Here is a 12,852-nt window from a genome sequence, read left to right on the forward strand (position 1 = left end):
GTGCGGCGCGGGTGCGGGTGCGGGACTGCGGGGGCGCGGGGCGGTGGGCGGCGGGCGGGTTCGGTCAGTCTTCGAGGAGGCGCCGGGCGAGACGGACCACGTGCGGCAGCACCGTGCCGGCGTGCCACTCGGCGGTGGGCTCGCCGCGACGATCCGCGGACCAGCCGAGGTAGGTGAGCCCGCGGGCGAGGAGGATCGCCGGGAACACGTCGTGATCGGCGGCGTCGAGCGGCCGCACGGACTCGTACCCCGCGAAGAGCGCGGCGCGGTACTCCGTCGCGCGCGGGTGCGGGGTGAAGAAGTAGAGGGCGGTGGCGAGGTCGAACAGGTGCCACCCCGCCGCGAAGTCGTCGAAGTCGATGATCACGAGCCCCGTATCGGTGCGGAGCACGTTCTCGGGGGTGAGGTCGGCGTGGATCGGGCCGAAGCGATGGGCGGGGGTGCCGTAGGCGTCGAGCCGCGCGCGCACCCGCTCGATCGCCCGGGCGACGAGCGCGCGATCCTCGCCCGCGAGCTCGGCGAGTCGGAGCGGATCGCCCCAGGCGGGCTCGCTCCCGATCAAACCCTCGAGATCCCAGTCGTCGCGCGGCACCGCCATCGCGTACCCGGAGCGCTCGGTCGCGGCGTGCAGCTCGCCGAGGAGCCGCCCGAGCCGACTGAAATCGGCGGGGTCGAGGTCGGCGGTGCCCGCCACCGCCGAGCGCTCGTCGCCGAACATCCCCGTGTTCGGGATCAGCCGCTGCAGATCGACCTGGTGGGGGCCGCCCGTGCTCGCGTCGCCCACGACGACGAATCCGCTGCCGTTCGGCGCGGGGATGACCTCGGGCACCGACACCCCCTCGGCGTGGAGCGCACGCACGAAGTCGAGTTCGCAGGCGAGCTCCGCGTCGGAGTGGTAGCCGCGCCGATGTACCCGGACGACGTACGCCAGCCCGTCGACGTCGAGGCGGTAGACGAAGTTCTCCCGGTTCTTCAGCAGCACCAGCGGCGCGGCGGCGTCGAACCCCCACTCCGCGAGGGCAGCGCGGGCGAGGCCCTCGGCGATCTCGAGCGTCACTGCGGGCATCGGCGTCCTTCCATCGGGGCTCGCGGGGGGCTCCGACCGCGATCTGTACTCAGAGTATAGAAACTATACGCAGCGTTCACAAGTGGGGTCCGGGCTTTGTAGACTGGTGCCCGTGACCCCAGCCTCGCCCGCATCGAACGCGCGCCGGCCGGCGACCGGCGGTCCCATCCCGCGCGAGCGCCGCCAGGAACGCACCCGCCGCGACCTCGTCGACGCCGTGCTCGCGATCATCGCCGAGCGCGGCCTCGCCGACACCACCATCGAGCGCGTGTCCGAGCTATCGGGCATCTCGCGGGGCACCGTGTACGCGCACTACCCGGGCGGGCGCGATGCGCTGCTCCGCGACGCGTACGCGCGTCTCGGGCGCGAGCTCGTGGAGCGCACTCGCGCCGCCGCCGATGCGGCCGACGCGTGGCGCGAACGGCTGTCGGCGCACGCACGATCCCTCTTCGACCTCGCCGCCGACTCGCGGCTCGGGCACTTCTACAACGTCTCGGGGCCCACGCTCGTCGTCGACGGCGCCGAGCGCGGCATCGGGTCGGGGGCCAGCGCGTCGATGATCGCCGATGCGCTCCGCGAGGCGCAGAGCCGCGGCGAGGTGGCGGCCGACGTCGATGCGCATGCGACCGCCCTGCTGCTCGTCGGCGCGCTCCGCGAATCGGCGATCCGCATCGCCTCGGCGCCCGCGGAGTCGGACGCGTGCTTCGCCGCGTTCGCCCGCCTCGTCGACGGTCTCGCCGCTCGCTGACCGCGCGGCGGGTGCGCGGTCGCCGTGCGCAGTGCGCGGCGGGTGCGCGGTGGGTGCACAGCGCTGCCCCGCCGTCGCGCGCCGTTGCGCCCGTTTCTCGCGAGTGCACCTGCGTTTCGTGTGTGCAACGGCGAAATAGCGGTGCACCGGCAGGAGGGGGCGGACGATGGTGTGGCGGATCGCTTCCGGCGGTGCGCCGAAGCGGACGGGCCGACGCCGGCCGTGCCCGGTGCTACAGCGCGCTCAGCAGGGCGTCGACCGCCTGGCGCGACCGCTCGGTGCGCTGCGGCTCCCGGTCGAAGTCGCCGATGAAGACGTTGCCGAGCGCTGTGGTGAGCACGCCCTGCGCGGCGATCTCGTGCGCCGCTGCGCTCGCGCGGGGGTGGGCGGCGGCGATGAATGCGAGCAGTCGCTCCCGCGCCGAGCCGTAGGCCTCGGCGAGTACGGCGGCGATGTCCTCCGAAGATCTCGCGAGCTCCACGAACGCGAGCACGATCACGTTGTCAGCGCTCGAGCTGGCGAACTCCTCGCCGAAGAGGTAGTCGAGCGCCGGTTCGAGGGCGTCGATCTCGGGAGGGATGACGGCGGGCGCCACGTAGAACGCTCGCGCGGCGTCGAGCAGCAGGCGATCCCGGTTGCCGACGAAGTGGCGCACGTGCCCGCGAGACATGCCCGCGGCGTCGGCGATGCGGTCGAGCGTGGTGCCGCTGATGCCGTGCTGCGCCATCGTCGCGAGGGTCGCTTCGATGATCTGCTCGCGCCGGGCGTCGGCGACTGAGGGGCGTGCCATGCGGGGTCCTCTCCGGAGTGGGGGCAAGGGGCATCGGGGGGCGGCCGTCGCAACGGGCGGTTGCGCCGTCCCTCGAAGACTAGCGAGATTTCGGCGCGCGCAAAAATTGTCTAGTCAGACTTGACTAATTACGAGCGACGTTCGTACAGTGTTCACACCGGCACACGCCGCCCCCGAATCCGCTCCGACACGAGCCGCATTCGACCCCGTCTCGAAGGAGTGACATGGCCGACTACCAGCGCCTGGGCGCAGCCCCCGTGAGCGAACTCGCTCGAGAGGAGCGCGTGCGCACCCGCGACGGGGTGCACCTCGCGACCGACGTCTACCTCCCGGCGAACCACGGCGCGGGGAGCGGAGCGCGAGACGAGACGCCGGGCGACACGATCCTGATCCGCCTCCCGTACGACAAGAGCGGCGAGTACACGTTCATCCCGCTCGTCGCCGAGTACCTGCTCGCTCACGACTACCGCGTCGTCGCGCAGGACGTGCGGGGCAAGTTCCGCTCCGAGGGAGTCGCACAGCTCTTCGTCAACGAGGTGCGCGACGGCGAGGACACGCTCGACTGGATCGTCGCGCAGCCCTGGTCGAACGGCCGGGTGGCGATGTGGGGCGACAGCTACTACGGGTTCACGCAGTGGGCGGCAGCCGCGAGCGGCCACCCCGCCCTCAAAGCGATCGCGCCCCGCGTCACGGGCACCGGTCTCGGCGAACCCGTGCACCGCGATCCGGGGGCCCGCGTGCGCGCCGTCGAGATGGGCATCACGAACCTGTACCCGCTCACCCACTTCCACGGCAACGACACCTTCCTCTGGGAGCCCGACTGGTCGCGCCGCGACTTCGAGGCGCAGGCCGAGGCGTTCCAGGAGTGGGCGGGCGCGCGGTCGCGGTCGTACGACCAGTGGGTGCCGCACCCGGTGACCCTGCCGCGCTTCCCGAACGGGAGCCCCTTCGCCGGCCGCTCGGTGCCGGTGCTCCACACGATCGGGTGGTGGGACAACTGCGCGCCCCTCTCGTGGGCGGATGTCGCGGAGATCGCGCAGCACCCGGCGTGGGAGGCGCACCACTCCCTCCGCATCGAATCGATCGATCACGAGAGCTACCAGTTCGTCGAGGCGGAGGGCGACCGCGTCGCGGAGCGCACCGAGCAGCAGATCCGCGATCTCCTGCCGCGCACGCTCGACCCCGCGCTCGCCTTCTTCGAGGTGTTCGTGCGCGGCCAGGGAGCGGTGAGCGACATCCCGCGCGTCGCCTGGCAGCTCGCGGGCACGGAGGAGGAGCGCACCGAGGCGGCCTGGCCCCCTGCGGGATCGCGCGGCGTGACGCGCTACGCCACGTTCGATGGCGGCCTGTCGCCCGACCGTCCCGAGACGGCGCACGAGCGGACCTGGGTGCACGACCCGCAGGATCTCGTCCCATCGACCGCGCCCGATGCCTTCTCCTACCTGCTCGCGCTGCCCGACGAGGCGCCGCTCGGGGCGCGCGACGACGTCATCGTCTTCACGGGCGCCGAGCAGCGGGAGGACGTCGATCTCGCCGGACCGGTGAGCGCCCGCGTGCGGGTGCGCTCGACCGGCCCCGTCATGGACTGCTTCATCCGCCTCCTCGACGTCGCGCCCGACGGCACCGCCGTGCGGTTCGCGCGGGGGCAGCAGCAGCTGCTCGACGCCCGCGATGCGACGACGCTCCGCATCGATCTCGGTCACGTCGGCTACCGCTTGCGCGCCGGCCACCAGCTCCGGGTGCACGTGTCGAGCAGTGACTACCCCGAGTTCCTGCCGCAGCCCGGCACCGGGCGCGACCCCTGGACCGACGGCGTGGAGACCGTGCCGAACACCCAGACGCTGATCATCGGCGGAGACGATGCGCTCGCGCTCGAACTCCCCGTACTCGAGGGAGCACTCGCATGACCGCGACCCACCCGCACACGCCCCGCACCTCGACGGAGCAGCTGGCCGCCCTCCCGGCGCCGCGTCTCGAGTTCGTCTTCGAGATCCGCGCCACGATCGGGCCCGACCGGCACATCGGCCGCGGCCCGGACGAGGCCCTGAGCTTCACCCCCGTCACCGGGGGGAGCGTGCACGGCCCGGCCTTCACCGGCGAGGTGCTGCCCGGCGGCGGCGACTGGGCCGTCACCCGTTCGGGTACCGCGCAGCTCGAGGCGCGCTACCTGATCCGGGCCGACGACGGCGCCGTCGTCGACGTGCTGAACCGCGGGTACTTCCGGGCGACGCCCGAGATGCTCACCCGCATGGAGGCGGGGGAGGACCTGCCGGAGACGACCGATGGCCTGTACTTCCGCACGGCGCCCGTGTTCCAGACCGACGCCCCCACGCATCGCTGGCTCGCGGAGCACCAGTTCATCGGGCTCGCGCGCGACGATGCGGGCCAGGTGTGCATCCGCGTGTTCGTGCTCCGCTGACCCCGCTTTACCGACCCCGCTCCGCCGACCCGCCCGCCGACCCCGGCCTACGCCTCCACTCCCGCCACCGCTCGTGCAGTACCGCCGCCGATCATCGACGATCCGCCGGCGTCACCGAAAGGACCCGACATGTTCCGCACCCGCTTGATCTCCGGCGCCGCGCTCGGCGCCGCGGCGCTCCTCGCGCTGACCGCGTGCGCCCCGCGCGACGGCTCGTCCGCCGGCTCCCCTCCCGGCGTCGAGACCGCCGACCTCGTCGCGTCGACACCGGCCGCGACCGAGCCGGTCGACGAGGTGACCTGGTCCGTCGTCGAGGGCGAGCCCGCGACGCTCGATCCGGTGTCGTCGGCGAACCTCATCATCCCGAATCTCTGCGACAACCTGCTCGCGCTGCAGCCCGACTTCTCGGTCGAGCCGGGCCTGGCGACGCGAGCCGAATGGGTCGATCCGACCACGTTCGTCATCGAGCTGCGCGACGACGTGACCTTCTGGGACGGCACCCCGCTCACCGCGGCCGACGTCGTGTACAGCCTCGAGCGCAACCGCTCGCCCGAGTCGCAGTGGTTCGCGGCCTTCGCGCTGGTCTCCGGCATCGAGGCGACGGGGGATCGTGAGGTCACCGTGACCTTCAGCGCGCCCGACTCGACGTTCCGCGACGCGCTGGCCGGCCAGGGCGGCGCGGTGATGAGCGCGGCGTTCGGCGCGGAGGCGGGCGACGCCCTCGGCACCTCCGACGGCGGCCTCATGTGCACCGGCCCCTACGAGCTCGCGGCGGGCGGGTGGTCGCCCGGCAGCGAGATCGTGACGACCGCGAACCCCGACTACTGGAACGGTGCACCGCTCGTCTCCGAGCTGACGTACGTCTTCGTCTCCGATGCGTCCACCCTCGCCACGGCGCTCACCGAGGGCGAGATCGACGGCGCGCTGAACGTGTCGCCGAGCTCGCGGGCCGCCTTCGAGGGCGATGGGGCGGGCAGCCTCATCGTCGGCCCGTCGACGGCCTCCTACAGCTTCGGTCCGGCGACCTCGGAGGGGCTGGCCGCGAACCCCGACATCCGTCGCGCACTGAGTCTCGCGATCGACCGGCAGCAGTACATCGACACCGTGCTGAACGGGCTCGGCGAGCCGCAGCGCACCATCGTGCCTCCGTTCACGTTCCACGAGCTCGCGGCGGCCGACGTCTATCAGGCGGGCTACGACGCGCTGCCGGCGCCCGAGGTCGACCTCGAGGAGGCGCAGCGCCTCGTCGACGAGAGCGGGGAGGACGTGAGCGCTCCGCTCGTGCTCGCCGTGCCGGCGGGGGCGACGGAGTTCAAGAACACCGCCCAGATCGTGCAGAGCGCGGCGCAGCAGATCGGCCTCGACATCGAGATCGACGAGATGCAGGCGTCCGATTTCGGGGCCATGTTCTACGACCCGGCCGCGCGCGAGGGCATCGACTTCGTCGCGACGCAGGGCTATCTGGAGACGCCCGGCGTGCTCGGCTATCCGTCCCTGTTCATGCTGCCCGAGGAGCTCGGCGGGGTCTTCAACTGGAGCGGGTACGCGAACGAGGAGGTGACCGCCCGCATGCAGGCCGCTCGCACGGCGACGGACGAGCAGACGGCGGCCGAGGAGTTCGTCGCGGCGCAGAAGATCTTCGCGCCCGGCATGCTGCAGGTCACGCTCGCGGGCGCCTACCAGCTCAGCTACGTGAGCGACGACCTCACCGGCATCACGAGCTCGGTGGCCATGTACAGCAGCCCGTGGGCGCTGCACCTCGGCGCCCGGTGATCCGGCGGCGCGGCGCGGAAGGAACGACGTGAACTCTCTGCTCGTACGCACCCTGGCGGGGCGGCTCGGCGGCCTGCTGCTGACGCTCTTCCTCGCGAGCGTCGTGATCTACGCGGCGCTGCTCCTGACGCCGGGCGATCCGATCGCCGCGCTCGCCGGCGGCGCGAAGCCGACACCCGACCTCATCGCGCAGATCCGCGCCGAGTACCACCTCGACGACCCGATCTGGTCGCGCTACCTGCAGTGGCTGGGCGGCGTGTTCTCGGGCGACTTCGGCCGATCCTTCGTCTACAAGACCGACGTCGTGAACCTGGTCGCTCCGCGATTCGGGGTGACGCTGCAGTTGGTGCTGCTCACCGTCGTCATGATTCTCGTCGCGGGGGTCGGATCGGGCATTCTGGCGGCGACGCGGGGGCCGCGCGTCGATCGGGCGGTGGGCCTCCTCACCGCGCTCGGCATGGCGCTCCCCACCTTCGTCGTCGCGATCCTGCTCATCTGGATCTTCGCCAAGACGCTGGGCTGGTTCCCCGTGTACGGCGAGGGATCGGGGGGCTGGGACCGGCTCTGGCATCTGACCCTGCCCGCGCTCTCGCTCGCGGTGCTCTTCATCGCGTACATCAGCCGCGTGACCCGCAGCTCGATCGTGGCGCAGCTGCACTCCGAGCACGTGGAGACCGCTCGCGTACGGGGCATCCCGCGCGGGCGCATCTTCCGGGTGCACGTGTTCCGCAACGCCGCCCCGCAGATCCTCGCGATCTCGGGCACGACGGTGGCGGGCCTGTTCGCCGCGGCTGCGATCGCCGAGCAGGCGTTCGGTCTCGGGGGCATCGGGTCGCTGCTCACCGAGGCGGCGGCGCGCAAGGATCTGCCCGTGGTGCAGCTCGTGTCGCTGCTGCTCGTCACGATCTTCGTGGTGCTGAACGCGGCTGCCGACATCGTGAGCGCCGTCATCGACCCCGACAGCATCGATGCAGGGAGGGCCGCATGAGCGTCGCACAACTCGCCGGCGGCACCACTCCGCGGGCCGTCGCGCGCGCCGCGCGCAAGGACTGGCTGTTCCGCAGCGCGCTGGCGGTCTTCGGGATCGTCGTGATCGCGGCCCTCTGCGGCGCGTGGATCGCGCCCTACGACCCGTCCGAGCTCTACACGGGCGACGTCAACGGCATCGGATCGCTCGCCCACCCCTTCGGCACCGACGACGTCGGCCGCGACATCCTGTCGCGCGTGCTGGCCGGCGCCCGCACGAGCGTGCTCGCCCCGATCGCGGTCGTGCTGCTCTCGACGGTGCTCGGTTCCGCCCTCGCCATCACCGCGGCCTGGTTCGGCGGCGCGACCCGCGGCGCCATCGCGCGGGTCGTCGACGTGATCTTCGCGATCCCGGGTCTCGTGCTCGCGGTGCTCGCCGTCGCGATGTTCGGCAAGGGCGTGCTCGCCCCGGTGATCGCGCTGTCGATCGCGTACATCCCCGTCGTCGCGCGACTGACGCAGACGGCCGCGTCGCGCGAGCTCGGCAAGCCGTACATCTCGGCGCTGCGCGTGCAGGGGGTGTCGAGTGCCGCGATCTGCTTCCGGCATCTCGTGCCCGCGCTGATCCCGGTGATCGCGGCGCAGGTGGCCGTGGGGTTCGGATACGCCATGCTCGACCTCGCGGCGATCTCGTTCCTCGGGCTCGGCGAGCAGCCGCCCGCGGCGGACTGGGGGTCGATGATCGCGGGCGGGCAGGCCGGCATCCTCGCCGGTGCGCCCGAGCAGGCGCTGTACCCCGCGCTCTGCGTCGTGGTCACCGTGCTCTCCGTGAGCGTCATCGGCGCCCGCATCACCACCTGGGCTGAGGAGAAGGAACGATGAAGGCTCCCGTACTCGAACTCGACGCGCTCTCCATCTCGACCCCCGACCGCACGCTCGTGCACGACTGCACGCTGACGGTCGGCGCGGGCGAAGCCGTGGGGCTCGTCGGCGAATCCGGATCGGGAAAGACCCTCTCGGTTCGCGCGGTCGCCGGCCTGCTCCCCGCCCACTTCCGCACGGGAGGAGCGGTGCGGCTGCTCGGATGGGACATCGACGCGATGCCCGCCGCCCAGCTGCGCGATCTCCGAGCCCGACGCGTCGGCATGGTGTTCCAGACGCCGCGTGCGCATCTGAACCCGCTGCGCACCATCGGCGACTTCCTCACCGAGGCGCAGATCACGGTCGACGGGGTGCGCCCCGAGGCGGCCAGCTGTCGGGCGAGGGAGCTGCTCGACGAGGTCGGCATCACCGACGCCGCGCGTCGTCTCAAGCAGTTCCCCGCTGAGCTGTCGGGCGGGCTGCTGCAGCGCGTCATGATCGCCGCGACCCTGGCGATGGACCCCGAGATCCTGCTCGCCGACGAGATCACGACGGCGCTCGACGTCACCACGCAGGAGGAGGTCATGGCGCTGATCGGTGATCTGCGCCGGGAGCGGCAGCTGTCGCTGCTCTTCATCACGCACGATCTCGCGCTCGCCGGCGCCGTCTGCGATCGGGTGGCGGTGATGCAGCAGGGGCGCATCGTGGAGACGCTGCAGGCCGCCACGATGCGGCTCGATGCGCGCGCCGACTATACGCGCGTGCTCATGTCGGCCGCGCTGGGGGAGGCCGCGGCGGCGGACGAGCGCCCCGGCCCCGGTCGTGCCGGCGGCGGAGCGGAGCATGCTGCCGGCGTCGAGCCCGCAGACGCCCCGCCGATCTTGTCCGTGTCGGGCCTGCGCAAGACCTTCCGCGTGCGACGGGCGGCGGGCGGCGGCCGCGAGGCATTCGTGGCCGTCGACGATGTCGCGTTCGACCTCGCAGCGGGCGGCTGTCTCGGCATCGTCGGCGAATCGGGATCGGGCAAGTCCACGACCGCGCGCATCATCTGCGGGCTGGAGCGCGCAGACGCCGGGTCGGTGACGGTGAACGGCGACGACTGGAGCCGACCGGCGCGGGGCCGCGACCGGCGGGCGCGAGCGAAGACCGTGCAGATGGTCTTCCAGGATCCCTACCAATCGCTCGACCGGCGTCAGACCGTGCGGCAGTGCCTCGCCGAGGCGATCCGCGTGCACCGGCGACGGGCGCCGCAGGCGGAGATCGACGCCCGGATCGGCGAGCTCATCGAGCACGCGCGGATCGACGCGGCACTGCTCGACGTGCGCCCCCGCGCGCTCTCCGGCGGGCAGCGGCAGCGCGTCGCCATCGCGCGGGCACTGGCGGCCGATCCCGAGATCCTCGTGCTCGACGAGGCGGTCTCGGCGCTCGACATCACCACCCAGGTCGAGATCCTCACGCTCCTCGACGGCGTGCGCCGCGAGACCGGCGTCGCGCTCCTCATGATCACCCACGACCTGACCGTGATCCGGAGGCTCTGCGACAGCGTCGTGGTGATGCGCTCCGGCCGAGTGGAGGAGGCGGGCCCCGCCGCCGCACTGCTCGACGCCCCCCGCGCCGAGTACACGCGCATGCTGCTCGACTCCATCCCCCGCGAAGGGTGGACGCCGCGCCGCCGTAGGCTCGGTCGTACGTCGGCGATCCCGACCATCACCGGTCCGCTCACCGCGGCGCCGACCCGATCCATTTCCCTGCAGAAGGACCTTCCATGACCGCACCTCTCATGACCCCCGACTTCGAGTACTGCTTCGAACTGCGCGTCGCCGTCGACGACGCCTTTCCGATCGGCGGCTCGACGCCCGAGGAGGGCCTGCACTTCGCGCCGATCACGGGCGGTACCTTCGCGGGGCCGCGGCTGCAGGGTCGGATCCTGCCGGGCGGAGGGGACTGGTGGAACGGCCGGGGCCTCACCGTGCGCCTCGACGCGCGCTACGTCATCGAGGCGGAGCTCGGCGACGGCGCCACCGCCGCGATCGACGTGGTCAATCGCGGTTACTGGCGCACCGACGAGGCCGGGATCGCCCGGCTCGAGGCGGGCGACGAGCTCGACGAGCGCGAGCTCTACTACCGCACCGCCTTCGTCTTCCAGACCGAGCACCCCGCACTCGAGTGGCTGACCGCCTCGCAGTTCATCGGCTACGCGAGGCCCGAACCGGGGCACGTGGTCATCCGCGTGTTCCGGCTCGTCTAGCCGGCGCACCCCCCTTCCGCCCCACGGCCCCGACCACGACCGCCCGCCGCCACCGCCGGCCCGCTCGCCACCACCCGCCACTATCACCGCCCGCCCGCTCGCCACGACCGCCCGCCCGCTCTCGCGCGCAGGCGAGAGAAGAGATGACATGACCGACTTCGCCGACCTCTGCATCGTCGCGGGGCGCGTCTTCGACGGCCGCGTACGCACCGCGCACACCGCCGTCGCCGTCCGCGGATCGCGCATCATCGCCGTCGCCGACGATGCGCGCGTGCTCGCCCTGCGCGGGCCCGAGACCCGCTTGATCGACGCTCGCGGCGGCCTCATCACCCCCGGCTTCGTCGACGCCCACGTGCACGCCGCCTTCGCAGGCGTCGAACGGCTGAGCTGCGACCTCTCGGGCGCGCGCACGGCGGAGGAGACGTTGGCACTGATCCGCGCAGCCGCAGACGAGGCCGACACGGGCGCAGCCGATCCCGATTCCTGGATCACCGGAGGCGGGTGGAGCCACGAGCTGTTCCCGAACCCGACGCGAGATATCCTCGACGCGATCGTCGCAGACCGCCCCGTCGCGTTCTCCGATGCGGGGCATCACACGCTCTGGGTGAACTCCCGCGCGCTCGAACTCGCGGGGATCACGCGCGAGACGCCGCAGCCGGCGAACGGGCGCATCGTGCTCGACGCGGCCGGCGATCCGACCGGGTACCTCAACGAGACCGCGGCCGAACTCGTCGGACGCATCATTCCTCCCGCCACGGACGCCGAGATCGCGGCGGGCCTGCTCGACGCGCAGCAGCATCTCTGGTCGCTCGGCATCACCGGCTGGCACGAAGCCATTCTCGGAGAGTACAACGGCAAGGCCGACTGCACCGCCGCGTACCGCCGCACCATCGCCGAGGGGAGCCTGCGGAGCCGCACGTCGGGAGCCCTCTGGATCGCCCCCGGGCTCGCGGAGGCCGACGTACCCGCGCTGGTCGAGCGCTTCGAAGGGCTGCGCGCCGAGAACGCCGCCGCAGGGTTCGCGACGACGACCGCGAAGGCCATGATCGACGGCGTGCCCCACGGGGGCACCGCTGCGCTGCTCGAGCCGTACTGCGCGCACGGGGGTGTCAAGGGCGGTGAGGGCGATGCCGGGCCCGCGAGCTCCGGAGAGCTGCACTTCACCGAGTCGGCCGTGCGCGCCCTCGTGCAGCAGCTCGACGCCGCGGGGTTCGCCCTGCACCTGCACATCATGGGGGATCGGGGCATCCGGGTCGCCCTCGACGCCGTCGAAGCGGCGCGCATCGCGAACGGACCCGGGCCGCGGCACCACGTCGCGCACCTGTCGATGATCCACCCCGACGATGCCGCCCGATTCGGCCCGCTCGGCCTGACCGCCAATATGCAGGCGCTGTGGGCGGCGCCCGATCCGCACGTCGTGCCGATGATCGGGGAGGAGCGCATGCGCCGCGGCTACCCGTTCCGCACGCTCGCCGACGGAGGCGCCGATCTCGCCATGGGGTCCGACTGGCCGGTCTCCCCGCCCGATCCGTGGCTCGCGATGCACGTCGCCGTCAACCGGTCGCTGCCCGAGCGGCCGCCGCCCACCGATGCGGCCGACGCTCTCGAGGGGGCCGACCCTCTCGAGGGGGCCGCGGCCGGGGCGCCGGCCGGGGCGCCGGCCGGGCCTCCGGATGTGCTCGACTCGGGGCAGGCGTTGACGCTCGCGGAGAGCGTCGCGGCGTACACGAGCGGTTCGGCGGCGCTGGTGCTCGATGCAGCGGGGCGCATCCGCGTGGGGGAGCGCGCCGACATCGCGGTCGCGACGTGCGATCCCTTCGCGGGCCCGAGGGAGGCGATTCTCGCGACCCGAACCGCCGTCACCGTGGTCGGTGGATCGGTGGTCTTCGAGCTCGCGCCCTAGCACCGGGGGCGGGTGGGCGGGCGCGCGGTGGCGCCCGCCCGTGCCGTGCCGCGCCGTGCCGCGCCTTGCCGCCCGCCC

The 12,852-nt window shown here is 72.6% G+C and carries 11 protein-coding genes; 9 read left to right on the plus strand and 2 right to left on the minus strand.

Features of this window, described 5'->3' with window-relative positions:
• Window positions 1-64 precede the first annotated feature (64 nt).
• Entirely contained in the window at window positions 65-1,066 is a 1,002-nt protein-coding gene (locus BLT44_RS08710; protein ID WP_010157507.1) for a phosphotransferase enzyme family protein, read from the minus strand.
• Between the two features lie 112 nt (window positions 1,067-1,178).
• Between BLT44_RS08710 and BLT44_RS08715 the strand changes: the two genes are divergently transcribed.
• On the plus strand, window positions 1,179-1,814 hold the full coding sequence (locus BLT44_RS08715) for a TetR/AcrR family transcriptional regulator (RefSeq protein WP_010157506.1): 636 nt from the start codon (window positions 1,179-1,181) through the stop codon (window positions 1,812-1,814).
• A 232-nt stretch (window positions 1,815-2,046) separates the two neighbouring features.
• Here the strand turns inward: BLT44_RS08715 and BLT44_RS08720 are convergent, their stop codons facing one another.
• Window positions 2,047-2,604, minus strand: coding sequence for a TetR/AcrR family transcriptional regulator (locus BLT44_RS08720; protein WP_010157505.1), 558 nt, complete (start codon window positions 2,602-2,604; stop codon window positions 2,047-2,049).
• A gap of 224 nt (window positions 2,605-2,828) precedes the next feature.
• On the opposite strand from BLT44_RS08720, the gene BLT44_RS08725 reads away from it, so the two are divergent.
• From BLT44_RS08725 to BLT44_RS08760, 8 genes are all read left to right on the plus strand, one after another.
• Complete coding sequence (locus tag BLT44_RS08725; RefSeq protein WP_010157504.1) at window positions 2,829-4,511, plus strand: CocE/NonD family hydrolase; 1,683 nt, start codon at window positions 2,829-2,831, stop codon at window positions 4,509-4,511.
• Window positions 4,508-5,023, plus strand: a complete 516-nt coding sequence (locus BLT44_RS08730) for a DUF3237 domain-containing protein (RefSeq protein WP_010157503.1) — start codon at window positions 4,508-4,510, stop codon at window positions 5,021-5,023. Before BLT44_RS08725 ends, BLT44_RS08730 begins: the two co-directional genes overlap by 4 nt.
• Before the next feature lie 129 nt (window positions 5,024-5,152).
• Complete coding sequence (locus BLT44_RS08735) at window positions 5,153-6,796, plus strand: ABC transporter substrate-binding protein (RefSeq protein ID WP_010157502.1); 1,644 nt, start codon at window positions 5,153-5,155, stop codon at window positions 6,794-6,796.
• Window positions 6,797-6,824: 28 nt separating this feature from the next.
• On the plus strand, window positions 6,825-7,784 hold the full coding sequence (locus tag BLT44_RS08740) for an ABC transporter permease (protein ID WP_010157501.1): 960 nt from the start codon (window positions 6,825-6,827) through the stop codon (window positions 7,782-7,784).
• The gene (locus BLT44_RS08745) at window positions 7,781-8,644 is read left to right on the plus strand and encodes an ABC transporter permease (RefSeq protein ID WP_010157500.1); all 864 of its coding nucleotides are present in this window, start codon (window positions 7,781-7,783) and stop codon (window positions 8,642-8,644) included. The genes BLT44_RS08740 and BLT44_RS08745 overlap by 4 nt, the downstream gene beginning before the upstream one ends.
• Entirely contained in the window at window positions 8,641-10,392 is a 1,752-nt protein-coding gene (locus BLT44_RS08750; RefSeq protein ID WP_010157499.1) for an ABC transporter ATP-binding protein, read from the plus strand. Before BLT44_RS08745 ends, BLT44_RS08750 begins: the two co-directional genes overlap by 4 nt.
• Entirely contained in the window at window positions 10,389-10,871 is a 483-nt protein-coding gene (locus BLT44_RS08755) for a DUF3237 domain-containing protein (RefSeq protein WP_010157498.1), read from the plus strand. Before BLT44_RS08750 ends, BLT44_RS08755 begins: the two co-directional genes overlap by 4 nt.
• A gap of 148 nt (window positions 10,872-11,019) precedes the next feature.
• The gene (locus BLT44_RS08760) at window positions 11,020-12,774 is read left to right on the plus strand and encodes an amidohydrolase (protein ID WP_010157497.1); all 1,755 of its coding nucleotides are present in this window, start codon (window positions 11,020-11,022) and stop codon (window positions 12,772-12,774) included.
• Window positions 12,775-12,852 lie beyond the last annotated feature (78 nt).

Source organism: Leucobacter chromiiresistens (genome assembly GCF_900102345.1).
GTDB classification, from domain to species: domain Bacteria; phylum Actinomycetota; class Actinomycetes; order Actinomycetales; family Microbacteriaceae; genus Leucobacter; species Leucobacter chromiiresistens.